The 23,954-nt window shown below is 43.4% G+C and carries 18 protein-coding genes; 12 read left to right on the forward strand and 6 right to left on the reverse strand.

The genetic code is table 11. The features are described from left to right. The first annotated feature begins 92 nt into the window (after positions 1–92). The 3 genes from tnpB to BUQ89_RS02750 all read left to right on the forward strand — a co-directional run bounded on the left by tnpB (position 93) and on the right by BUQ89_RS02750 (position 2,571). Positions 93–1,226 (forward strand): IS200/IS605 family element RNA-guided endonuclease TnpB, encoded by a 1,134-nt coding sequence (gene tnpB, locus BUQ89_RS02740; protein ID WP_074202484.1) that lies wholly within the window; start codon positions 93–95, stop codon positions 1,224–1,226. Between the two features lie 335 nt (positions 1,227–1,561). Beyond that, complete coding sequence (locus tag BUQ89_RS02745; protein WP_036573936.1) at positions 1,562–1,915, forward strand: DsrE family protein; 354 nt, start codon at positions 1,562–1,564, stop codon at positions 1,913–1,915. A 143-nt stretch (positions 1,916–2,058) separates the two neighbouring features. After that, the gene (locus BUQ89_RS02750) at positions 2,059–2,571 is read left to right on the forward strand and encodes a DUF1993 domain-containing protein (protein WP_028462351.1); all 513 of its coding nucleotides are present in this window, start codon (positions 2,059–2,061) and stop codon (positions 2,569–2,571) included. 412 nt (positions 2,572–2,983) lie between these two features. On the opposite strand, the gene BUQ89_RS02755 is transcribed toward BUQ89_RS02750, so the two are convergent. Beyond that, positions 2,984–3,379 (reverse strand): hypothetical protein, encoded by a 396-nt coding sequence (locus BUQ89_RS02755; protein ID WP_028462352.1) that lies wholly within the window; start codon positions 3,377–3,379, stop codon positions 2,984–2,986. A 606-nt stretch (positions 3,380–3,985) separates the two neighbouring features. Between BUQ89_RS02755 and BUQ89_RS02760 the strand changes: the two genes are divergently transcribed. From BUQ89_RS02760 to BUQ89_RS02770, 3 genes are read left to right on the forward strand one after another with little or no spacing between them, the layout of a single operon-like run. Beyond that, a complete protein-coding gene (locus BUQ89_RS02760) occupies positions 3,986–5,458 on the forward strand; it encodes a type I restriction-modification system subunit M (RefSeq protein ID WP_028462353.1) in 1,473 nt (490 codons plus the stop codon). A 1-nt stretch (position 5,459) separates the two neighbouring features. Next, positions 5,460–6,602 (forward strand): restriction endonuclease subunit S, encoded by a 1,143-nt coding sequence (locus BUQ89_RS02765; RefSeq protein ID WP_051537730.1) that lies wholly within the window; start codon positions 5,460–5,462, stop codon positions 6,600–6,602. Positions 6,603–6,604: 2 nt separating this feature from the next. Continuing rightward, positions 6,605–9,574, forward strand: a complete 2,970-nt coding sequence (locus BUQ89_RS02770) for a type I restriction endonuclease subunit R (RefSeq protein WP_028462354.1) — start codon at positions 6,605–6,607, stop codon at positions 9,572–9,574. Positions 9,575–9,708: 134 nt separating this feature from the next. Here BUQ89_RS02770 and BUQ89_RS02775 read toward each other — a convergent pair whose 3' ends face one another. Beyond that, on the reverse strand, positions 9,709–10,359 hold the full coding sequence (locus BUQ89_RS02775; RefSeq protein ID WP_051537732.1) for a CopG family ribbon-helix-helix protein: 651 nt from the start codon (positions 10,357–10,359) through the stop codon (positions 9,709–9,711). A 642-nt stretch (positions 10,360–11,001) separates the two neighbouring features. Here BUQ89_RS02775 and BUQ89_RS02780 point away from each other — a divergent pair. The 4 genes from BUQ89_RS02780 (at position 11,002) to BUQ89_RS02795 (ending at position 16,418) form a co-directional block, all read left to right on the forward strand. Then, positions 11,002–11,583: a TetR/AcrR family transcriptional regulator gene (locus tag BUQ89_RS02780; RefSeq protein ID WP_051537734.1), complete on the forward strand. Its 582-nt coding sequence runs from the start codon at positions 11,002–11,004 to the stop codon at positions 11,581–11,583. Positions 11,584–11,964: 381 nt separating this feature from the next. Beyond that, on the forward strand, positions 11,965–14,349 hold the full coding sequence (locus BUQ89_RS02785; protein WP_051537736.1) for an efflux RND transporter permease subunit: 2,385 nt from the start codon (positions 11,965–11,967) through the stop codon (positions 14,347–14,349). Next, positions 14,318–15,145 (forward strand): outer membrane lipoprotein-sorting protein, encoded by an 828-nt coding sequence (locus BUQ89_RS02790; protein WP_083399566.1) that lies wholly within the window; start codon positions 14,318–14,320, stop codon positions 15,143–15,145. Before BUQ89_RS02785 ends, BUQ89_RS02790 begins: the two co-directional genes overlap by 32 nt. A 52-nt stretch (positions 15,146–15,197) precedes the next feature. Beyond that, on the forward strand, positions 15,198–16,418 hold the full coding sequence (locus BUQ89_RS02795) for a hypothetical protein (protein WP_036573939.1): 1,221 nt from the start codon (positions 15,198–15,200) through the stop codon (positions 16,416–16,418). A gap of 75 nt (positions 16,419–16,493) precedes the next feature. Here the strand turns inward: BUQ89_RS02795 and tnpA are convergent, their stop codons facing one another. Beyond that, positions 16,494–16,910 carry an IS200/IS605 family transposase gene (gene tnpA, locus BUQ89_RS02800; RefSeq protein WP_074202473.1) on the reverse strand — a complete coding sequence of 139 codons (417 nt, stop codon included), beginning with the start codon at positions 16,908–16,910 and terminating at the stop codon, positions 16,494–16,496. Between the two features lie 30 nt (positions 16,911–16,940). Here tnpA and BUQ89_RS02805 point away from each other — a divergent pair, with 30 nt between their 5' ends. Further along, positions 16,941–18,173: an RNA-guided endonuclease InsQ/TnpB family protein gene (locus tag BUQ89_RS02805; RefSeq protein ID WP_074202485.1), complete on the forward strand. Its 1,233-nt coding sequence runs from the start codon at positions 16,941–16,943 to the stop codon at positions 18,171–18,173. Between the two features lie 99 nt (positions 18,174–18,272). Here the strand turns inward: BUQ89_RS02805 and BUQ89_RS13665 are convergent, their stop codons facing one another. Beyond that, on the reverse strand, positions 18,273–18,482 hold the full coding sequence (locus BUQ89_RS13665) for a hypothetical protein (protein ID WP_074202486.1): 210 nt from the start codon (positions 18,480–18,482) through the stop codon (positions 18,273–18,275). 68 nt (positions 18,483–18,550) lie between these two features. Here BUQ89_RS13665 and ahr point away from each other — a divergent pair, with 68 nt between their 5' ends. Further along, complete coding sequence (gene ahr / locus BUQ89_RS02815) at positions 18,551–19,558, forward strand: NADPH-dependent aldehyde reductase Ahr (RefSeq protein ID WP_028462289.1); 1,008 nt, start codon at positions 18,551–18,553, stop codon at positions 19,556–19,558. Positions 19,559–19,750: 192 nt separating this feature from the next. Here ahr and BUQ89_RS02820 read toward each other — a convergent pair whose 3' ends face one another. Both BUQ89_RS02820 and BUQ89_RS02825 read right to left on the reverse strand, forming a co-directional pair. Continuing rightward, a complete protein-coding gene (locus tag BUQ89_RS02820; RefSeq protein ID WP_051537714.1) occupies positions 19,751–22,936 on the reverse strand; it encodes an ATP-binding protein in 3,186 nt (1,061 codons plus the stop codon). Next, positions 22,926–23,930, reverse strand: a complete 1,005-nt coding sequence (locus BUQ89_RS02825; protein WP_143071284.1) for a hypothetical protein — start codon at positions 23,928–23,930, stop codon at positions 22,926–22,928. The genes BUQ89_RS02820 and BUQ89_RS02825 overlap by 11 nt, the downstream gene beginning before the upstream one ends. Positions 23,931–23,954: the final 24 nt, after the last annotated feature.

Consider the following 23,954-nt stretch of genomic DNA (forward strand, 5'->3'; position numbering starts at 1 on the left):
AAAACCCCGGTCTTAAGGCCGGGGATGGATAGGGAGTCAGCTTCGCTGATACTAAAGCCTGTTTTTTCACCTATTTCTGTTACAGTGTGTTAATGGAAATTAAGCGCGCATACAAATTCAGGTTTTACCCAACTTTTGAGCAAGAAACTATTCTGGCTCAAACATTCGGGTGTGCTCGGTTTGTCTATAATCGCATGTTGCGCGTTCGTTCTGATGCTTGGTATACCGAGAAAAAAAGAATCGGGTATCATGCTACCTCCTCTTTGTTGACCGAGTTAAAAAAAGAGCCTGAATTTGAATGGCTGAACAAAGTTTCCAGTGTTCCTGTGCAGCAATCTCTCCGCCACCTGCAAACGGCATTTGGTAATTTCTTTGCCAAACGAGCCAAATACCCGTCATTCAAAAGCAAGCATGAGAAGCAATCGGCTGAATACACGTCCAGCGCCTTCAAGTGGGACGGTAAGTCTCTGAAACTGGCGAAGATGAAAGATCCACTGAATATCAGATGGTCGCGCACCCTTCCTAAGGCAACAAAACTAACGATTGCAACAGTCTCTAAAGACTCAGCGGGTCGATACCATGTTTCTATGCTTTGCGACGACTCTGTTGCGCGAAAGCCAAGGGTTAGCGGCAAAGTCGGCATTGACTTAGGATTAACGCACTTCGCTATTCTTTCTACGGGCGAGAAGATTGCGTCTCCTAACACGCTACGAAAGAATGAAACCAGGCTTGCTAAGCTGCAACGCAAGCTATCTAAAAAGCGCAAAGGGTCGGCCAATAGACAAAAAGCCAGACTGAAAGTAGCGCGACTACATGCAGGAATTGCTGATGCTCGTAAAGACTTTCTACATAAACTCTCAACACGGCTAGTGAACGAAAACCAAGTGATAGCTGTAGAGTCTTTAGCTGTTAGCAATATGAAGAAAAATCGTTGCCTCGCAAAATCAATTTCCGATGCAGGATGGGGTGAATTTGTGCGGCAATTAGAATACAAGTCGCTGTGGTACGGGCGAGAGCTTGTAGGTATTGACCGATGGTATCCAAGCAGCAAACGCTGCTCGGGATGTGGGCATACCGTAAACAAGATGCCTTTGAATGTGCGTGAATGGACTTGTCCGGAATGCGGATCAATCCATGATCGAGACATCAACGCAGCGCGTAATGTTTTGACCGCTGGACTGGCGGTGTCAGCCCTTGGAGAATCTATAAGTCCTGTTTGCATTTAGGTGCGTCCGGGTTGGATTCGTTGAATTGGGAATCCCCTTCGTTTACGGAGGGGAGCAGTCAAGACTCACCAATGTGACAGGCGTTGTTGGAAGGAACATGACCTAGGTTAATGCTATTATGGGATCCTGAATCTGTTTAAGTCAAAGCGGTATTGTGACATTTGCAAGTATTTCAGGTAAAAACAGCAATTATTGTTTTATTTGAGTGTTAGTTTTTTTGCCCTGTAATCGATCTAGCCAGAACATGCAGCTTGTCCCCGATTTCGGGTGCTCAAGGGGTTATATAATATACTGCACCAACAATTCTTTTTCTCACGATAAAATTAGGAGGTTAGATGCATTGCGTTATTTCCACGACTTGGGGTCCAACGGATGTTACTCGGGCTGCGCTACCATTCGTTTTTGCCGCCTCTGCCCTACAAGCAGGCGATACTGTAATGATTATGTTGTTTCATGATGCGGTAACTGTCGCACTCGACGGCACCCATCAGAAAATGATTCCTTTCGGGCCACCTTCAAAATTTGCAGAAATATTTTCAAACCTCAACGCCAAGGTTCTCGTGTGCAAACCTTGCGCTGAAATCCGTTCCATCAGCGAAGAAATGCTGGTGAAGAATGCCTCATTTGGTGGCATGAACGACCTGCATCAGCATACATCCCGGCCAGATGCGAAATTCATCAGTTTCTAACCAGGGGGCTTTCGATGGTAACGCTGATATTGCCGGGAAATTTGTATTAGAATCTTTACTAACGAGTAGCCAAATTGGCTGCGAATCTCAGAGCGCAGATGTTAATTCCGGAGTAAAAAGTATCAATTAACCAAGAAAAATTTATGACTACTACTTATATGCACAAAACGTCCGTGCCCGTTTTCAAACAGTTATTGAGCAGCCTAAGCGCCATTTTGACCAAGGCTGAAGCACTCGCCGCTGAGAAAAAATTTGAACCAACAGTGCTGCTGGACTCTCGGCTTTTCCCTGATATGTTTCCCTTAATCCGCCAAGTGCAAATCGCCACCGATTTCGCCAAGAGCGTGTCAGCGCGGCTGGCAGGTGTTGAGGTGCCGGTGTATGACGACAACGAGCAAACCTTTGCTGATTTGAAGGCACGAATTGGCAAGACATTGTCGTTTATCGAAAGCCTAACGCCCGCGCAATTCGAAGGCAGCGAAACGCGTGAAATCGTGTTACGCCCGGACACACCGAAAGAGAAAAAAATGGTTGGTCACACCTACCTGTTCAACTACGGTTTGCCGCAATTTTTCTTCCATGTCACCACCGCCTATGCGATTTTGCGGCACAATGGTCTGGAAGTCGGCAAAGGCGATTTTATGGGTGCCTATTAGATCCTGTCGCACTAGTACGTATACTATCTTGGTCAATTTCAAACTTGCAGAGGTGATAAGTTTTTAGTTTTCGTTAACAGGCTATAATGCGGATCAAGTGTTTTTTGCATGAAAAATTATCTGAATCCATTTTTTGTTAATACCTCACACCTCACAAAATGCATATAAATCTGTTCCGCAAATAAAAGCTATTCTGCATGAACATTGGGTCTTAAGACGGTAATTTTGCCCTTTTTGCGGAATGAAAAATGATGTAACTGATTGATATTAATATGTTATAGAGTGGACTCATAATCCCTTGGTCGCTGGTTCGAGTCCAGCCAGACCCACCAGTAAATCAAGCGCTTAGACAGTAATGTTTAAGCGCTTTTTTCTACTGATTAGTTGTCCTGGTGGCGGTGGGCTGTTATTTTCATAGTTGCAGTTTCGCCGTATTGCATTGCATATCTATCATGTAGTTTGTTCTATCAAATCGATTCCATGCACCAGTAACGGCACCATCAACAAGTAGAATCGATATTAGACCAAAATCAATTAATAGTCCCAATAGCGTAGTGGCATCAAATGATTTTGATGCGGCTATACTGGTATCATTACAACCGTCTTTTCGCGCTGTAATTACATAATCATCCTTCTTCCTGAAGACTGCTACGCCATTTCCTGTACCGATAAACTCTTCATTGGCATATATTTTTGCGTCTTGCACATTCGACCTCACGGATACTTGTTGCGTAGTTCCATTAATCATTGCAGCACAACCGGACAATAAAGTGATTGCGGTTAATGCGACACAGGTAATTCTCTTCATCGTTTTTCCTTCTTATTGGTAATAGATGTTTTCCGATCGATAGTTTGCAAGCATAAAAGATATCGTCTTGCAACCAACTCTGGAATAGTCGCAAGTTGTCCGGTCTCTTTTATAGATGCACTAACCCAGAGTTGATTGGATAGTTGCTGGCTTTTTTAGGTATCTGCTAGTTTGAATTTGAGCTAGTGAGGCATGCTGATTTTCAGGGCGTAAAAAGCTTCATAAAATCAAGAGATGGAATGGAGGAAAAAAGCCTGTCGAATAGCGATAACAAGTTTCTATTCCCTCAAACAACACGTGGAGAAGATTTTATTTGGCCTTTCTCAGGCGCAAAATTATTGAGACTATTTAAAGTGGATAAGATGACTGTCGTCAGATACTAAACAGCTTACGACCACAGGTGTAATGGTGAGACAATAATGAATCCGGCCTTGAACATATTTTTGCAAGTATCATTGCTTAAAGGCCGCTTTTTTATTGCAGTGATCTTGGTGCTGCCTATGCGATTGAATGTTTTATGGAAGAGTAGAAAGTATCCAATAAAAAAACAGTGAATCCTGATTTTAGATTGACGAAAATAATAATAAAAAGTGAAAAAAAGAACGTATGACGGATAGTAAGTTAACAATCTCAGCGCTTGAACAATATTTATCTAAAGCAGCATGGATACTGAAAGGTCCTGTCGACGCATCCGACTTTAAGGTCTACATTTTTCCGCTATTGTTCTTCAAGCGTATATCTGATGTTTACGACGAAGAATATGCAAGCGCACTAAAAGAAAGTGATGGCGACACTGAATATGCGACCTTTGCCGAGAACCACCATTTTCAAATACCTGAGAGAGCGCATTGGAATGACGTGCGCGAAACCACGGTAAATATAGGCCAAGCATTACAAAATGCGATGCGAGCTATAGAGCAAGCGAACCCAGATACCTTATACGGCATCTTTGGTGATGCTAGCTGGACCAATAAAGAGCGGCTCTCTGATGAGATGCTCACCAATCTTATCGAGCATTTCTCACAGCACAAGCTTAATTTAAGCAACGTGCCCGACGACAAACTTGGTAATGCCTACGAATATTTAATAAAAGAATTTGCCGACGACAGCGGCCATACCGCAGCGGAGTTTTACACCAACCGCACCGTGGTTAAGCTCATGACCATGATTATGGACCCACAACCGGGTGAATCTGTATACGACCCCACTTGCGGTTCAGGAGGATTGCTACTGAATTGTGCCTTGCACTTAAAAGAGGAAGGTAAGGAATACCGCACACTCAAACTTTATGGCCAAGAAATAAATCTACTCACCTCCGCTATTGCCCGCATGAATATGTTTATGCACGGCATCGAAGAGTTCGACATCGTGCGTGGCAATACCTTGGCCAACCCCGGTTTACTCGAAAATGACGAACTGAAAAAATTCAACATCATCCTCGCTAATCCGCCGTACTCAATTAAATCATGGGATAGAAAAGCCTTTGAAAGCGATCCGTATGGCCGCAATCTCTGGGGCGTACCACCGCAAGGATGTGCTGATTATGCCTTTCAGCAGCATATTCACAAAAGCCTAGATCCTGATAATGGTCGTTACGCAATTCTGTGGCCTCACGGGATTTTATTCCGTGACATGGAAGCGGCCATGAGAAGAAAAATGGTTGAAACAGATGAAATAGAGGCTGTAATAGGATTGGGGCCGAACCTGTTTTACAACTCACCTATGGAAGCTATGATTCTGGTTGGCAACACCAACAAACACGCCAAGCGAAAGGGCAAGGTTTTGTTTGTGAATGGCAAAGATGATGTGATTGAAAACAAAGGGCAGGCTTATTTGACACCAGCTCATATAGAAAAACTATATCGAGCCTACAAAGATTTCGTCGATATACCGCACTTTGCCAAAGTCGCTGCACTTGAAGAGATCATGGCCTTTGACGGCAATATGAACATCAATTTTTATGTTAAACCAGATAACTCGAACAGTGGGGCTAGTTTCTCTGAGACCCTAAAAAATTGGGAGGAGGCAGGCGATAAGCTGAAACTTTCAATGCAAAACTTATTGGGAGAGTTGAGCTGACATGAATGCCTTAATTGAAAAGATCATAGATGGGCTGAAGCTGGATCGCAGCGAGTGGAAGCTGGTTAAATTCGGTGATGTTGCAATACAGCAAAAAGACTCAGTAGACCGCGAAAATTCAGAACTAACTCGCTATGTAAAAGGCGAGCACATGTATTCAGAAGATCTTCATCTTCGGGAATGGGGTGAGCTTGCTGATGAATACTTGGGGCCTGCCTTCATAAGGAAATTCGAGGAAGACGATATTTTGTATGGATCGCGCCGTACCTATCTGCGGAAAGTAGTCATTGCACCATTTGATGGCATTACATCCAACACCACTTTTGTGATCAAAGCCAATGAAAAGAAAATTGATAAACGTCTGTTGCCGTTTGTGATGATGTCTGAAGGCTTTGCTCAGCATTCGATTCGTAACTCTAAGGGCTCTGTAAACCCATATGTAAACTGGAAAGATTTATCTGGATATGAGTTTCTTCTTCCGCCGAAAGATCAACAAGCTCAATTGGCTAAATTGTTTTGGTCAGTAGACAATGTTTTACAAAAAAATATTAATGCTTTTCGGAAAGCGATAATAACAAAACAAGTCTGTTTCGACAGTGGAGTTGCAAGTTCTAGTGGTAAGGAGTATGTCTTGTCCAAAATATTGATGCCCAAAAAGAGTAAAAGTTTGGCTCCTCATTCTAGGTCAAAGTACATTGGTTTAGAACATATAGAGTCGGGTTCCTTTAGTTGTACAGAATATGGCGAATCAAAAGACGCATTAGCTCAGTGTAACTTGGTTGATAGTGGGGATCTTTGTTATAGCAAGTTACGGCCCTATTTAGATAAAGCATTTATTGCTGATTTTGATGCAGTATCCACAACAGAGTTACTCGTTTATGGAACTACGTTAGCTTCAAAAAAGTACATTCTTTATCACTTACATAGTAAACCATTTATTAATTTTGTGACTGGGCAAGGATTTGGTACAAAAATGCCAAGGGTTAGCCATAAAATTATTGGTGAGTATGTAGTGAAGGTGTTAGATGATGAAAAATCATTGCTTGATGAGATGACTGAATACGAAAATATAGAAAAAGCATTCTCAGAGAAGATTAAATCTACAAAAATATTGATTACTAGCTTAATAAACCAGGTATTTTAAATATGCCATTCACCGAATTAAATAGTGTAGAGCACTACATCATTCATCAGGTGAGTGGTGTGAACCTCAACCAAAATCTAATTTCTGAGCCGCCTAAAAAACCCTATGGCGCAGGGTGGCAATACCAATCATCAGAGCAGCTTGGCCGTGGTGTGAATGAGGTAATGGTGGAAGCGGAAGTTAAAGCCGCTTTGCTACGCCTCAATCCTGAGATCAGCCAAAAACCTGAATTGGCTGATGAAGTGATCTACAAGCTCCGCTCGATTTTAATTTCGGTGAATCAAATTGGATTGGTGAAAGCCAATGAAGAGTTCTTTAAATGGCTTACCGGCGAAAAAACCATGCCTTTTGGTGAGAACAATCGTCATGTGCCGGTGCGCTTAATCGACTTTTATAATTTAACCAACAACCATTACATCATCACCAACCAGTTCCGCATTCATCATCGTGAAACCAAAATACCTGATGTCGTATTGATGATAAACGGCATACCTGTGGTGGTGGGTGAAGCCAAAACGCCGATACGCCCATCGGTAAGCTGGTTAGATGGTGCACATGAAGTCCACAACATTTACGAGAATGTTGTACCGCAATTGTTTGTGCCGAATATTTTATCCTTTGCTACCGAAGGTAAAGAGTTATTCTATGGGGCTATTCGATGCCCATTAGAGTTTTGGGCGCCTTGGCGTATTGAGGATGATGAGAATGTCATAGCAAAAAGCCTCGGCTTAGGTGAAGTGGGTAAAGAGTTAACCGATTTGCTCAAACCTGCTCGCTTGCTCGACATTATGCGCAACTTTTCTTTGTTTACCACTAATAATAAAAAACAACGCATGAAGGTAATTCCCCGTTTTCAACAATACGAAGGGGCCAATAAAATTGTTGAACGAGTCATTGAAGGCAGGATTAAAAAAGGTTTGATTTGGCACTTTCAAGGTTCGGGTAAATCACTATTGATGGTATTTGCCGCTCAAAAGCTACGCCGTGAGCCGAAACTGAAAAGTCCTACGATAATTGTATTGGTAGACCGCACCGATTTGGATACTCAAATCAGCGGCACTTTTAATGCCGCCGATGTGCCCAATGTGGAAAGCACCGATAGCATCAAAGAATTGCAAACTTTATTAGAGCGGGATACCCGCAAGATCATTATCTCGATGATCCATAAGTTTCGCGATGCCAAGCCCGATATGAATGCCCGCGACAATATTATTGTGCTGGTCGACGAGGCCCACCGCACCCAGGAAGGTGACTTAGGCCGCCAAATGCGTGCGGCATTGCCCAATGCCTTCTTGTTTGGTTTAACCGGCACACCCGTTAACAAAGCCGATAAAAATACTTTTTGGGCTTTTGGCGCAGAAGAAGACTCAGGCGGCTATATGAGCCGCTACACTTTCCACGATTCCATTCGTGATGAAGCGACATTGCCACTGCACTTCGAGCCGCGTTTGGTGGATGTTCATGTCGACAAAGAGTCGCTTGATAAAGCCTTTGCCGAATTTAAAGAAAGCACTGCATTAAGTGATGAAGAAGCGGATGCGCTCAATCAACGATCCGCCAAAATGGCCGCGTTTTTAAAAGCGCCCGAGCGGGTAGAGAAAATCGTCCAGGACATTGCCACACATTTTAAAGAGAAAATTGCTCCGCAAGGCTTTAAAGCAATGATCGTGACCCCTGATCGCCAGGCCTGTGCGCAATATAAGGAAGAGCTGGATAAACACTTCCCCGAGGAAGCGAGTAAGGTGGTGATATCCACCACCGCTAATGACGGTTTTAATTTTAAGAAGAAGTGGGGGATTGATAAAGGCCAACAAGAGAAAATCATTGATGAATTTAACGATACGCAATCAGAGCTTAAATTTCTGATCGTAACCGCCAAGCTGCTCACCGGTTTTGATGCGCCGATATTGCAAACCATGTATCTGGATAAATCTATAAAAGATCACACGTTGCTACAAGCGATTTGCCGCACCAATCGTTTGTACCCACACAAGACCTTTGGTCGCATAGTGGATTACTTTGGCGTATTTGACGATGCCGCTAAAGCACTGGAGTTTGATGAAGAGAGCGTGAAAGAAGTCATAACCAATCTAAGTGAACTACGCAAAATATTTCCACAAGCCATGCAAGATGCATTGGCACACTTTTCTGGCGTAGATAGAGCGCTAGAAGGTTTCGAAGGCCTGGAAGCAGCACAAAATGCAATAAATACTAACGAAAAGAAAGATGCCTTTGCCCGTGATTTTAAATACCTTGCCAAGTTATGGGAATCGCTTTCTCCAGATAATATGCTGAATTTATATAACCCGGATTACAAGTGGTTGGCGCAGGTGTATGAATCAGTAAAACCTGCGTCGGACAATATCGGCAAGCTATTGTGGTTAACCCTTGGCGCGCAAACTACGCAACTGATTCACGATAATATTCATGTAGGTGCTGTACATACCTTGGAAGAGTTTGTGCTGGATGCGGATGTGATTGAAGGTATCTTCAATAACCCAGACCCAAAAAAAGTTAAACAGCTGGAAAAGGTAATGATAGCTCGCTTTAAAAAACATGGGGATTTGTCTGTGTTTAAATCCCTAAGTGAGCGTTTGGAGGCGTTGAGAGATAAAGCCGAACAGGGATTAATAAGTTCTATCGAATTCGTCAAAGAACTATGCAAAATTGCCAAAGAAACGGTTCAGGCTGAAAAAGATTTAGAGCCGGAATTTCAAGAAAAAACACCGCAAGCGGCACTCACCGAATTGTTCTTAGAATTAAAAACTGACGAAACACCAGCAGTGGTAGAGCGTATAGTCACCGACATAGATGCTATTGTTCGTGTGGTTCGCTTCCTTGGCTGGCAAAATACCACCAGTGGCGAGCGTGAAGTACAAAAATCGCTGCGTAAGGCGTTGTTGAAGTATAAGTTGCATACGGATCAGATACTGTTTGATCGGGCCTATGCGTATATTAAGGAATATTATTGAGGAAAATATATTGCTTTAATATTATGGAGTTTTTGTTTAGCTAAAGGCTTTACTTACAATCCAAAGCAGATGTCGATATTGAAAAAATTGAGGGACATAATCGTCCCTCAATAGAGCAACTTTGAAGCCATCAATTATTTAATTGATTCATTTATTTTTGTGATAATCGCTTTGCCTTGTTCTTTAGTTAAAGGAACCATCGTTTTGCGAAAGATTAAATTGGATTTTGTAATATCTTTGCAGACTTTAGCTGTTATTACCTTAAAATCTGAAACGAAATTATGTAACTTCCGCGCATACCACTGCTCTTTGTTGCCGTTGTGATCCCTAATAATTAGTTCTTTATCGGCATACCCATATCCACAAATACCATGGCCGCTGTGATATAGGAAAACAACGTCATTTTCTTTTAGGTTTTTGATATTTTTTTTCCAGTTCCCATAAAATGCAGAGGCTTCGCCATTTTCTAACATCGTAAAGTGGTCAGATTCAGAGTTGTTGTAATTTGTATTTAAAAGGAAATATCTGGGAGATTCTTCATTATCCCTAGCTTCAATAATATCTTCTTCTTTATTGTTGTTATCTTTCTCTTCTAATTGCCTCACTAATTCACTTATGCCGCCATTGATAAAGACAGTAATTAGTTCAGAACGCGTTCTGTCGAGTTCAGACGCAAGCTCGTCAATTTGATTTACAGTTGAAGGGGGCATGCGTATTGATAGTAATTGGCTTTCTGGCATTGATTGATTGTTTAATAGGTTTTTGATTTGAGTTTCATATGACATATTCTTCTCCGTATGTTGTTTTGTGTATACAAAATATAATCTATATTATTGTATGCGTCAATTGTATGACAAAACACACATCATAATTATAATATTTTGCAGAGCCGATACTCAAATCCAATGTGCCAAATTAAGACGTAAATAACAGTGATTAGAGCATGTTAGAACTATTTTTAGCTCTGATGAATATTTTAACTATCGGATTGTTAAGTTTAAATGTATTTAATCACGTGCTTCGTAATCGGAAGGATATCAAACTAAATTTCAAACTGATAGAAAATGAGGGGTGAGGGATATTTTTTTTGCAATACATCTTAATCTTTCTATTTTTCGATCCATGCCAAAGCCTGCCAGTGCAGCTTGATCCAGCACAAATCAACACAAAAAATCTCCGAAAAATCGGAGAGAGAAACACTCCTTGATGGACAATCGGTCTGGGTGAAAAAGATTTGAGCTCAAATCTAAACTGGTGAGCATTTAAAGAATAGGCAATTGCTAGATCAGGCTTAAGCCAGCACACTCAAGAGCAAGCTTGACTAAATGTGTGGCCTAACATATATTTTAGAGCATGGCAAAAGAGGGTGTTTGTATCTTTTATACCTCAATTAACAGCCAATTAGATATATTTGATAGGAGTTCGCTTTGGCGAGAACGCGTGAGTTTGACGTTAATGATATTCTGGACAGAGCGATGTATTTGTTCTGGGAAAAGGGCTATGTCGAGACTTCAGTGCGCGATCTGGTTAAGTGTACAGGTGTTGCCCATGCGGGTCTGTATTCTGCGTTCGGGGATAAAGAGGGGCTCTTTAAGGCTGCCGTTAGAAAATATTGTCTCAAAATAGCCAATGAGACGTTCGGTGCTCTTGATCGCAGTCATGCCGGGCGTGCTGAAGTTGAGCATGTTTTTGAGCTCATCCGGCAAATGAATAAAGATGGGCGCTTACGTAACGGTTGTATGTTGCTCAATACGGCTGTTGAGTTTCCTGGAACAGATGAAGAGCTTAAAGATCTGGTATTGGGCAACTTTAACAGACTGGAGGAGGGGTTGAGTAGGGCATTAACGCATGCTGTGGCAGCCGGAGAAGTCCGAGCCGATCTCCCTGTCAAAAGGATCGCCATTTCGATGGCAACAACTATCCACGGCCTCGCCGCGCTGTCTCGAGCCGGAATATCATTCTCTATAATAGAAGAAGCCGTACAGGCTGCGCTTGAACAATTGGATTAAAAAATTTATCTATTCAAGATTGAACGATCTTTAATTTGTGATATAGTCCGTGCAGATATTGATAAAAATAGGTCCGGAATTTTAATCCAGACTTTCCATTAGCAATTTACTAATGACGAGAAACCAATCAAATAAGCCACTTCTAACAATATTGTTTGGAAGAAAAGCTGGCAAGGTCTAGTCATTATGATCTATAAAAATCATAATATATTCAATAAGTTTATCTATCGGTTTCCATTAAAGAATGCGTTTGTTGGAAACCGGGGTTTAATCAAAATCTTTTGGTTTCAAGTAGCTATTTGTTGTGTTTGGTTGTGTTTGGCACGCAGATTTTAAAAAAATTTAACAATAAAAGATCTATTGATCTTAAATGGAGGCATAGTGAGTGCAGTTAGAAGCGAAACCAAGCAATTAAACAAAACTGATCGTTTTGCACTTCAATGGGCAGAATTCGTCATTAAAAATCGTCTGAAGACCATTTTTTTCGCAATTATCGTCTTTTTGGTTCTTGCCGCTGGCTTGATGCACATTCAGACTTCGCATAATTATCGCGTCTTTTTTAGCGATAAAAATCCCGATCTGCTTACATTTGAGAAGTTTGAAGAGACTTATACAAAAAACGACAATTTTCTTTTTGTTGTTAAACCGAAATCAGGCACGATTGATCAACCGTTTGTTGCCCAGGCCATTGAAGCATTTACCGCACGCGCCTGGACGGTTCCATTCGCGATACGGGTCGATTCAATCACGAATTTTCAACACACCTATGCAATAGATGACGATTTAATTGTAGAAGACTTGATTGAAGATGCAGCCAATCTTTCACAGGCAGAAATAGCCAAGCGGGTTGACATCGCGCTTAAAGAACCCTTACTTGCCGGCAGTCTTGTCGCGCTTGATCGTGGCGCATCAGGTATCAATGTAACGTTGCAATACCCGGGGCTCAGTGAGGGTGAGCTGCCAGAAGCCATTCATTTTGCCCGCGCACTTGTAACCGAATTCGAGCAGGATTACCCCGATCTGAAGATCGCACTCACGGGGATATCGGCGCTCAATGCTGCTTTTTTTGAGGCCACAATCAATGATGCAGAGACGCTCTATGGGCCCATGTTTTTGGTGCTGGTTCTTATCACATGGTTAATCGTACGGAATTTTTCTGGTGTCATTTCAACTGTACTCGTTATTACATTTGCAACAATAGCTGCGATGGGTTTTGCGGGCTGGGCAGGCATCACCATTTCGCCATTCTCGGGCAGCGCGCCGGTTGTGATCCTAACACTGGCGATTGTGGACTCTATTCATATATTGATCACGATGGCACAGCGCATGCGTGTAGGCGATGACAAAATTACGGCCATTAAGGAAAGTATGCGCGTTAATTTTCTGGCTGTTTCAATTACCAGTTTAACGACGGTTATCGGCTTTTTAGCGCTTAATTTTTCCGATGCGCCACCATTCAATGCGCTGGGAAATATTGCGGCCGTCGGGATTACAGCCGCCTGGTTTTATTCGCTTACATTTCTGCCGGCATTATTAACGATTTTGCCATTTAATGTACAAACCTATGCAGATAAATCTCGAGGACCACTTCAGGAAGCAATTAATAAACTTGCCGAGTTCGTTATTGCTAGAGCACGTGCTACGCTCGTAGTTGTCGGTCTTATTTTCATTGGTTTGGCTGCCGCTATACCGACAATTAACCTGAATGATCAATGGGTTGAATACTTTGATGATAGGGTGGAATTTCGTGGTGATGCGAAGTTTGCTATCAATCATCTGACAGGGCTTTATATTCTGGAATACTCAGTACCTGCTGGGGCACCTGGTGCCATCAGCGAGCCTAAATATCTGCAAGACCTGGATGACTTTGCGATCTGGCTACGGGAATATTCAAAAGTACGCCATGTTTATTCATATACGGACATCATCAAGCGGCTGAGCAAAAATATGAATGCCGATGACCCGGCCTATTATCATATTCCCGGCGAACGCGAGCTGGCTGCACAATATCTGCTGCTCTATGAGTTGTCATTGCCATACGGATTGGACTTAAATGACCGCATAGACATTGATAAATCATCAACCCGGGTTTCAGTTACGCTGGATGAGATTACGACAGGAGAGACGCGACAATTCCTAAAAGATATTGATGCCTGGTGGGATTCCCGTTCACCGGGGAATGAAGTATATGGCACTGGCGCAACCTATCTGTTTTCCTTTATCTCTGAGCGCAATATACAGGACATGATTGGCGGCAACATCGTCGCTGTTATTTTGATTTCCATTGTCATGATGATCGCGTTGAGAAGCTTCAGTTTTGGACTTCTCAGTTTGATTCCAAATATTGCACCACTCATTATGACGTTCGGCGTATGGGCATTGTTAGTGGGAGAAGTGGGTATGGCTGCAGCGACAGTATCCGCTACTTCTCTCGGTATTATCGTCGACAACACGGTCCATATCCTGACGAAATACCAGCGTGCTCGTGAAGAATTGGCACTCTCCATTGAGGACGCGATTCGTTACACCTTTGATACCGTCGGGGCTGCCGTTGTGGCGAATGCGCTGATTCTGGCGTTTGGCTTTAGTGTGCTCATGTTTTCATCATTCAAGATTACCGGTGATATGGGAACGCTGACTGCACTCGCCATTCTTATCGCCTTGATTGTAGATCTGTTGTTGTTACCAGCGCTGCTTATGCTACGCGCTCAACCTAAAACAAAAGGAGCTTCATATGCTAATACTGAAAAAACACAAACAATTTAATCTATTTAACCATAGGCTTTTAACGGGCGCTTTCATGTTGCTAAGCTTTGCGCTGCCGGTTTCTGCAGAAGATCTCGATCAAAAGGGGTTTGATATTGCTGCGCGTTCCGACCGTTCAGATCGAGGCTTTAATAACAGCCGCGTAGAGCTTGAAATGGTGCTGAAAAATGCCTCAGGTGCAGAATCCCGGCGTGTACTTGAGCAATCAACCCTGGAACTTCCGGACGAGTCTGTCGGCGATAAAAATCTGATTGTTTTTTTCTCACCCGCAGATATTGAAGGTACGGCGTTACTTTCTTACGCCAAAATATTGGACCCGGACGATCAGTGGCTTTATCTGCCAGCGCTAAAGCGCGTGAAGCGTATTTCATCAAAAAACAAATCCGGCCCGTTTGTCGGTTCAGAATTTGCTTTTGAAGATATTACCGGTCAGGAGCTTGAGAAATATGAATATACCTGGTTGCGCGAAGAAGCTTGTGGAGAGCTGACCTGTGATGTTGTCGAACGGCGTCCACTTTATAAAGATTCTGGTTATACACGGCAAATTGGATGGGTTGATCAGGCTGATTATCAAGCGCGCAAGATTGAATATTACGATCGCAAAGGCAGCCTGCTGAAAACCCAGCTGTTTGAAGATTATCAACTTTATGATGATAAATACTGGCGGGCGCATGTGTGGCGCATGGAAAATCATCAAACGGGTAAAAGTACGGATCTTTTTTTCAAGGCATATGAATTTAATGTAGGCCTCGGCGACGGAGATTTTGTCAGAGGTGCGCTGTCGCGTCAGCGTTAGAGAACGTTAGATTAGCAAGTGTCATGAAAAATTGCGAAAGGTTATTGTATCGATGCTTATTTTAATCAAGGCACTTGCTGTTTTGTTTCTTTTCAAGTTATCCGTGGTTTCGGCACAATCATTCGACTTTAGCGGTCAGGCCGCTTTAGAGCTGCGTGGGTTTCCTGAAGCATCATTATGGCCTGGTCAGGTTGAAGGGGTGCAGTTCTCAAGTTTGCTCGAACCAGAATTTCGCTGGCGCAATGCAGACCGCGATTCATTGTTAAAATTTACACCCTTCATTCGCGTAGATGCCGCAGATGATAAACGCACCCATTTTGATATCCGGGAGGCAAATTGGCGAAAAATTGCGGGCAAATGGGAATTTCTGGTGGGTGCCACGCGTATATTCTGGGGAGTGACAGAATCCCGTCATCTGGTTAATATTATCAATCAGATTGATGCGGTTGAAGACATCGATGAAGAAGATTTTCTTGGCCAACCCATGGTGCAGATGGGCCATCAGTCAGATTTCGGCCGATTTGATGTCTTCTTAATGACCGGATTTCGTGAACGAACCTTTCCCGGGCGCGATGGCCGACTTAGGACGCCCTTTCCGGTTAAAACAGGAGATGCTGTTTATGGTAACAGCGCTGAACAGTGGCACCCTGATGTCGCCTTGCGTTATTCCCATTTTTTTGGTGATTTTGATCTGGGGTTGCATGTCTTTCGCGGCATCAATCGTGAACCTTCCCTTGTTTTATCGGCTGATAACCAAAGTTTTACACCCCATTACGCCTTAATTACCCAAGCAGGTATTGATCTTCAATTGACTCACGATGCCTGGCTTTGGAAGTTTGAAGGTATCGTCCGTGAAGGGCAAGGTGATACTTTTGCCGCGGTGGTAGCCGGATTGGAATATACCTTCTTCCAGGTTGCCGCAAGTGACATTGATCTTGGTCTCATTGTGGAGGGATTGTATGACGGCCGGGATAAACTGAGTTTTAATGACATTCGGGACAAACAGATTTTTCCTACAATTTATGACAAGGATATTTTTCTGGGTACGCGCCTCGCCTTTAATGACGTTCAGGATTCATCTGTTCTCGTCGGTTTTGTAACTGATATTGAAGATGGGCCAGCAACCTTGCGTGTTGAAGCTGAACGCCGTCTCGGTGAGGACTTGAAAATCGAGCTTATTGGGCAGGCATTTTTTGAAGAAGCGCCTAAGAATCCGGTGTCTTTCTTCAGGCAGGATAATTTTGTTACCTTGAGGTTGTCTAAATTCTTTTAGTTTAATCAATTTATCAAATAGCGCGTAAAACTTCGTCCTTCAGGGCGGAGATATAAGCGCACAAGCGAAGCCTGTTTAATGCGGTCTTTGCTGTTGTTCAATATATTGCTTAATAATCGAGAGTGGTGCTCCACCACAACTACCCGCAAAATAGCTTGGACTCCAAAGCATATTACCCCAAAGCTTATTTTTAATTTCGGGATAATTCTTTTTGCGAATAAGTCGGCTTGAAACGCCTTTCAAACTATTTACCAAGTTAGAAATAGCAATTTTTGGTGGATAGTTAACTAAAAGGTGAATATGATCATGCTCACCGTTAAATTCCACCAATTCTGCTTCAAAATCCAAACACACGTTTTTAAATATTTCTTCCAAATCAATTAATACCCTTCCGGAGAAAACATCTCTACGGTATTTTGTTACAAAGACCAAATGAACATGAAGATTAAAAACGCAATGTCTTCCTGTTCTTACATCGTTATTAACTTGCATAGACCAATTCATTTTTGTATAATTATAACCATGAAGCAGATTATACGCAAAGCCTTTAAATCTCGACTCAATCCAAATTCTGACCAAGTACAGAAGATGGTTGAGTTTGCGGGTGCTAATCGGTTTGTTTGGAATAAAGCCTTAGCAATGAATCTGTTCAGATTAGAGCAGAAACAGCCATTGCTTTGGTACAACGAGTTGTCATTTTGGTTAAAGCTATGGAAATCCTCAGAAGATTATGGATTTCTAAAAACCGTTCATTCTCAACCGTTGCAACAAGCCTTAAAAAACTTAGAAAAAGCGTTCAAAGACGGTTTTGATAAGAAACAGCCTTTAAAACGGATTCCAAAATTCAAGAAAAAAGGTTTGAGTGACAGCTTTCGTTATCCACAAGGATTTAAGCTGGAGCAAGAGTCTAGCAAAGTGTTCTTGCCTAAAATCGGTTGGGTGAAATATCGTAATTCACGCCAAGTCATTGGTGACGTTAAAAATATGACGATTTCCCGTAAAGGCGGTTATTGGTACGTGTCGATTCAGACTGAGTACGAGACCGAGCTAAAGCGTCATAGCTCAACCAGTATGATTGGTGTTGATATGGGCGTTACCCGCTTTGCAACCTTGTCAGACGGCTCATACGTAGAACCTTTAAACAGTTTCAGAAAGTTATCAAAGAAACTGGCTTTTGAACAGCGTAAGCTGTCTAAAAAAGTCCGTTTCTCTGCTAACTGGAAAAAGCAGAAACAAATCATTACCCGACTGCATGAGCGTATTGCCAATGCTCGTTTAGACTTCTTACACAAAACCTCAACCGAAATCAGCAAAAATCACGCAATGGTCGTAGTTGAGAATTTAAAGATAGGAAACATGTCTAAGAGTGCCAAGGGCAGTGTTGAAAAGCATGGTAAAAACGTCAAAGCGAAATCGGGTCTAAACAAATCCATTCTTGACCAAGGATGGGGAATGTTCGTTTCGTTCTTGGAGTATAAACAGGCTTGTTCAGGCGGGGATGTATTGAAGGTAAACCCTCAATACACCTCTCAAACCTGCCCTAGATGTCAACATGTTAGTCGTGACAATCGCAAAAGCCAAAGTGCTTTTGAATGTACAGAATGTGGATTTAAAGCCAATGCCGACTTGGTAGGTGCCTTGAATGTACTTGAGCGAGGACATCGCTTGTTAGCCTGTGGAGTTGAAACGTTAGTTTCGTCTAAGAAGCAGGAACCAGTAGGCAGTAGCAATACAAACCTACTCTTAACGGCTTAATAAGTCGCTAGGAATCCCCTTCGTTTAGGAAGGGGAGGATGTCAACGATATGGTTGGTATATAGCGGGTGGTTGATTGTATTACTGACTCTTTTTGTTTTCATAGAGTGGATGGTATTTGGCCGCTCGCTCCATTTACATTGTCCAGGTGGCGGTTGATGCTGTATTTCAGGCGAATATCCTGATCGACATTGGATGGCCAGGGGCGTAAGGTGGTTAACCCGATGACAGCCTGTTTGCTTTCTGTCAAACTTTTGTTGCGAGTGGTCACTTCACTTTTTAGAGAATTGCGATATATTGCTGAATACATCCAAACACAAACCGGCTGGTGAGGTTAACGCCCAATAGACCCGCGTTAAAAACAGGAGAAGCTGAAAAATGAGTACAGTTCATGCGTATGCAGCGAGTAAAGCCAATGGTGTCTTAGAACCATTTGAATATCAGTTGGGGGCGATTGGCCCACAAGAAGTCGATATCGCCGTGGAGTTTTGTGGCATTTGTCATAGCGATCTCAGCATGCTCGAGAATGCTTGGGGAATGACGCAATTTCCACTGGTTCCCGGCCATGAAGTGGTTGGCAAAGTCAAAGCCGCTGGCGATCAAGTGTCGCACCTTTCGGTCGGAGAGCGCGTTGGTTTGGGTTGGCATGCGGGATATTGTATGACTTGCGATCAGTGCTTCGGTGGGCATCACAATTTGTGTTCAGATGCGCAGCCCACGATTGCGGGTCGTCACGGTGGGTTTGCTGATACTGTTCGCGCTCATAGTGCCAGTGTTGTCAAATTGCCTGATAACCTTAACGCCAAGAAGGCGGGTCCATTGTTCTGTGGCGGCATGACGGTGTTTGATCCTTTGGTGCAGTTTGGCATTTCGCCTACAGGCAGGATTGGGGTCATCGGGATTGGCGGCTTAGGACACCTGGCTTTAAAGTTCGCGCGGGCTTGGGGTTGCCATGTCACTGCCTTTACGTCTGGGGAGGGGAAAGAACAAGCAGCGCTGGACTTTGGAGCGCACGAGGTGATTAATTCGCGTGCACCGAACGCCATCAAGGGTGCCACCGGTCGCTTTGATTTGTTGCTCTCGACCGTCAACGTCAAGCTTGATTGGAATAGCTATATTGGTTTGCTCAAACCGCGGGGTCGATTACACCTGTTGGGTGCAGTCACAACGCCTCTGGATTTAAACCTTATCCCCATGATGTTTAGCCAGTTGTCAGTGAGTTCATCACCGGTCGGCAGTCCCGCAACCATGCGTAAAATGCTGGAATTTGCTGCGCGTCATGATGTAACGCCCGTGACTGAGCATTTTCCAATGGATAAAGTCAACGATGCGATGGAGCACCTTCGCTCTGGTAAGGCGAGATATCGAATCATCCTGGATCGGTAGTCAATTCAATGTTCAATGCGGTTGATAGAGCCACAATTATTTTTTTCAATTGAATCGGCTTCCCGCTTCCCGCAGCAGTTTCACGAGCGCTGGGAGGTTGTTGAGTACATCATCTGGCTTGACACCGTCAAAATGCTATTTAGAGGAGTAGCGCTTCTCTTGAAGCCGTGAAAAGCGCTACTTTTTAATTGCTTAGCTGAAAATAGCTTTAGCTTTAGCCTTGGTTTTGGAAACAAAGGCTGAAATTGTCCCCCCTGGTTTCTTGCTGGCCAATATCAGAATTTTTTCTCTCGGCACCTGTTTTGCCTGTATCAGGGAAGCGTCTGCTTTAATATGATTCACTTTGCCATCTTGTATGGCATGAAATTCGCCTGTTGATTGAGTAGGTAACTTATTCGCCGCGTCTTCTTGCGAATCATTAAACATCGGACGTAATTTATCCAGTGCGGTTTTTTCTTTAATGCGTCCAAGGAACCAGGAAGAAATCTGATCGCGGGATTTGTAATCCATGTCACCGGGGCTCTGTGTCGCTAACATCAATCCAATACCGGCAGAGCGGGCACGTTTGAGCAAGCCTTCCAGCAGTTCTTTTGTGGCTGGTTTGGATTGAGCGGGTAAATAAAGGTCAGCCTCGTCAAATAAAATGACTCCCTGCAACTTGTCACTGGGTGATTTTGTAGCAAAACGCCCTATGTCCAGCAAAAGCTGCGAAACCCAAAACAGAATATTGTCATTATTGCCCAGAAATTCCGTGCTAATAATACTCAAACGGGTTTTATGTGTGCCCGTCTTGTTATCAGACGAAGACGATCGCCCGAATAGACTTTCTGTATTTAATAACTCACCCGATTGAGCAAAAAGATTACCATTTGCCAGGCTCAATGTTTGTAAATCCTCAACTAATCGATTAAATAATTTAGCATCTAATTTCCCGATTGCATTCAGTAATGATGGATCCTTTTTATCAATGAAATCCATCAAATCACCGAGTGTTAGCGATTTATCTGGATGCAATTCACTGAAGATCGAGATTGCCTGTCCTAAAACGGCGACATTTTGTTTGTCTTGACGGCTCTGATCTTTGTACCCCATGATCTTTCCCAGTGAAAATGCAGCATGATTCGCCAGTTGCGAACGCGCTTCTGATGACAAATTGCCTAATCCATTGGGCACGACAGGAATACCTAATGTCCGCCCTTGGCCTGCAATAGCGCCCGGCGTGTAAATAACCGTTTCTATTTTGTCACGTAATTTGTCACGCATTTGTTTGCGCTCTGGATCAGTTATTGGGGTTCGCCATGCTTCCTCTAGCGCATAACTACAGAGATCTCCTTTACGATCCAATAAAATGGCCGGAATACCCTGAAGCAGTAGTTGTTCGATAATATTCAGTGCCAGAGTCGTTTTTCCACTGCCAGAGCCACCGAGGAAAGCAGCGTGGCACACCAATTTGTCCGTCGCGATCTTGTATGGATCTTGTTGATGACCTTGGTTGATACCGATTTTAATTCTTGAAAGTGGCGGTGGCGGCGGTGGCGGTGGTTTAGGCGGACGAGGTTCGTTGATAATGTCCAGTATCTGTTGAAACGCAGGTAAACCGAGTAAGGGTTGCTCAATATGTAACCAGTTCAGAAACTCGGGATTTGCTTCATGTTCCCTACGAAAAGAGTCCATTGCCACCATAGCGCGCCAATCGGAATCCGAGGCGACGACGCGTTTGCCCCCCGCTGCTATAAATTCACCTAGTCGTACGGCAATTTTAGTTTTGGGATTAGAAGGAAAATCAGTAGATCGTACAGCAATCGCTGTGTGCGTCCCTGCAATTGTTTGCAGCTGATCGATCTGATTAGCGAGTGCGCCACCTTGCGACGTTTTTTGGCATAATCCGGCGATGAATTGCCGTTCTTCAGCATGATCGATCGCATTTTGAATGTGGATATTCAGATAATGACCCTGTTGAACGCATCGAAATTGAACTGTGCTGTTTAATTCAATAATACAATGTGTCATGGAACGGTCGAGCAATTGCAGCATCTCACTTTCAGTTTCGGGTACGAGATGTGAACCGGCAAGAAAGTCATTCCAAAATTGACTAAGCAGCGGGTCTGGTTCCGGGTCTGGTTTCGGGTCTGGTTCCGGGTCTGGTTCCAGGTCCGTCGAACCAGGCAACCTTGGCGGTAGGCCGGTTTGTATTGATTGCTCGCGTTCTTGTCGACACCAATCAAGTACATGGCGGGTGCTCATGTTTGCTAATTCTGAAGACGTTCCGTCTTGAAAAGGATAGATGGGCTGGCCATCTTTTAAACCCATGCGTTCGCTTTCATAAAGGTCCTGTAAACGAATCGTGATGAGATCTTGTATTGCTGCTTCATCACGTTTTGCATTTAAATAGATCTTATCGGGATCCAGTTCAATACGGTCAACCTGAGGCTTCGGTAAGTCCTTCCTAAGCATTTGATATATGTCGTCCAGACAGGCAATCACAACGATGACGTTGGGTATTTGTGCCAATTTGATCACGGTTTCCATGGCACGTCGGAATTTTATTCCTGCCTCAGGTGCGGGATGGATATCTTCCAGTTGATCGAGACAAATAATCAGAGCACCTGAATCGATTGCCCTGATCAAATGCGCCAGTGCTTGCAACAAGCGTTGTGGGTCTTCTTCTTGTATTCTGGGCTTGATACCGCCCAGTATTTCACAATCATATTCAGGCAAATCTTCGCAGCGAAGATATTTGCTTACCTTAGAGTGAATAGCGGGGTGATCATTTTGTAAATAAAGTAACGCACGAACCAGATCCAGATCGATTCCTTGAAATTTTTCTTTTGTTTTGTACAGGATATCATCAGCAATTTTGTAGATTAAATTGGTTAATTCATCTCGATTTAATGCATTACTTCGGAGTGAATTGCGGGTTTCTTGTGAAACAGTATTGCCGCTTTCGATTAATGCATTAGACAAACGCATTAACCCTGTCATGCTTCCGTTCGATTCATAATAGGGCTTATCGAGCGAATCTATCGTGTAATGAAGTGCATAACGGGCATAATTTGAGAAAGACGAGGTCATTTGCATATAGGCGAAATAACCTAACGCTTTTTCATGCGTAAAATTACGAAATGCGCGCATAAGATGCGTTTTGCCTGCGCCCGATTCACCCAGTAGTAACATGATCCGACCTGCATTAGAAGATTCGGGCATGTTGATACGATTTAATAAGCGCTGAAAGCAATCACGACTGTCTTGATGTATGCTTTCTATATCATAAGGGTCCGGTTGCCAGACCTGATTGTGATGGGTGATGGCATGAAATACATCTTCCTTTACCCGCGTGCAAAAAATCTTTAAATGCGGGTCTGTTGCTTTATCTGACATCGAATGACTCCAAACGTATAAAATGGAATACTGCATTCAGACAGGCTGTTTCTGATGCGGAAACGTCCTGCGAATTCATGGCGTAAGTTAGATCAGCATGGATCAGACTGACCAGCCCTTTATTATTGGCAAGGCAAAGACGATGTTTGAATTGGTCAATGTTCAGTCCAAACTGTTTGCCATCAAGCCCCATCTGTCGCCAGACATGTGAGATGAATATTTTGTTATCACCAAATCTGCCGGTCTGGCAGCGATTCGCGGATTTTATTACCTGCGCAGCAAAAGTTTCCAATGTGAGTTCAGACTCAGACTCAGGCTCAGTCTCAGACACAGACACAGGCTCAGACTCAGATTCAGGCTCAGACTTTTGTGTGGCGATTTTCAGAATAGCCACCCGCAGCTCTTCCAGACTTGTGCGCCGTGCATTGACCGCTTTTGCTACCAGTTGTTTCAGGGCGGATTCCCAAGGCAATGCACGTTCTGCACCTAGCAGATCGTTCAGCAGCAAAGTCATCACGGAACCTTGCGTAAACGGTTTGAAATGCTGAATATTGGGAGCGGACAGTTTTTTCTGCAAGCGTGCCGTTACGGATGTGTTAGTCAATTGCTGCCAGAGTAAATTATCCCGTGCTCTTGTTAATGTAGGGTAAGCCCCTGCTGATAATGGGTAGGTGTTGACCAAAATGCTGGCTCTAAGCCCATCAGCGCTGGCAATGTATTGGCGATCACGATCATTTACAAGTGGAGGCAGTCCCATCGCGTATGCAATCAGGTAGGCATTTTTCAATGTTTGCCACCGTATATTGGAAGGTGGCGAAGATAAACCCAATAACTGCAACACAGGGGCTCTTCCCTGAGGTGTTAGTTGATAACGAGCCCTGCCAATCATTTGTAATGCGCTTTCATTGATTAATCGCTGAATTTCATCTGACCATTCATTATTAGCCGGTGGGTTGAAGAAAAAAGGGTTCAGTGATTTTTTTAATTCACTCAAGATCAACCCATTGCGAGGTGAAGA

The sequence above is a fragment of the Nitrosomonas cryotolerans ATCC 49181 genome (assembly GCF_900143275.1).
Lineage (GTDB): Bacteria > Pseudomonadota > Gammaproteobacteria > Burkholderiales > Nitrosomonadaceae > Nitrosomonas > Nitrosomonas cryotolerans.

What these genes read in the sequence shown, in the direction of transcription:
- BUQ89_RS02775 (WP_051537732.1), bottom strand. Translation starts at nt 10,359, where the DNA reads ATGTCATATGAAACTCAAATCAAAAACCTATTAAACAATCAATCAATG.
- BUQ89_RS02820 (WP_051537714.1), bottom strand. Translation starts at nt 22,936, where the DNA reads ATGTCAGATAAAGCAACAGACCCGCATTTAAAGATTTTTTGCACGCGG.
- BUQ89_RS02765 (WP_051537730.1), top strand. Translation starts at nt 5,460, where the DNA reads ATGAATGCCTTAATTGAAAAGATCATAGATGGGCTGAAGCTGGATCGC.
- ahr (WP_028462289.1), top strand. Translation starts at nt 18,551, where the DNA reads ATGAGTACAGTTCATGCGTATGCAGCGAGTAAAGCCAATGGTGTCTTA.
- BUQ89_RS02770 (WP_028462354.1), top strand. Translation starts at nt 6,605, where the DNA reads ATGCCATTCACCGAATTAAATAGTGTAGAGCACTACATCATTCATCAG.
- tnpA (WP_074202473.1), bottom strand. Translation starts at nt 16,910, where the DNA reads ATGCAAGTTAATAACGATGTAAGAACAGGAAGACATTGCGTTTTTAAT.
- BUQ89_RS13665 (WP_074202486.1), bottom strand. Translation starts at nt 18,482, where the DNA reads ATGTATTCAGCAATATATCGCAATTCTCTAAAAAGTGAAGTGACCACT.
- BUQ89_RS02760 (WP_028462353.1), top strand. Translation starts at nt 3,986, where the DNA reads ATGACGGATAGTAAGTTAACAATCTCAGCGCTTGAACAATATTTATCT.
- BUQ89_RS02755 (WP_028462352.1), bottom strand. Translation starts at nt 3,379, where the DNA reads ATGAAGAGAATTACCTGTGTCGCATTAACCGCAATCACTTTATTGTCC.
- BUQ89_RS02795 (WP_036573939.1), top strand. Translation starts at nt 15,198, where the DNA reads ATGCTTATTTTAATCAAGGCACTTGCTGTTTTGTTTCTTTTCAAGTTA.
- tnpB (WP_074202484.1), top strand. Translation starts at nt 93, where the DNA reads ATGGAAATTAAGCGCGCATACAAATTCAGGTTTTACCCAACTTTTGAG.
- BUQ89_RS02790 (WP_083399566.1), top strand. Translation starts at nt 14,318, where the DNA reads ATGCTAATACTGAAAAAACACAAACAATTTAATCTATTTAACCATAGG.
- BUQ89_RS02750 (WP_028462351.1), top strand. Translation starts at nt 2,059, where the DNA reads ATGACTACTACTTATATGCACAAAACGTCCGTGCCCGTTTTCAAACAG.
- BUQ89_RS02805 (WP_074202485.1), top strand. Translation starts at nt 16,941, where the DNA reads ATGAAGCAGATTATACGCAAAGCCTTTAAATCTCGACTCAATCCAAAT.
- BUQ89_RS02745 (WP_036573936.1), top strand. Translation starts at nt 1,562, where the DNA reads ATGCATTGCGTTATTTCCACGACTTGGGGTCCAACGGATGTTACTCGG.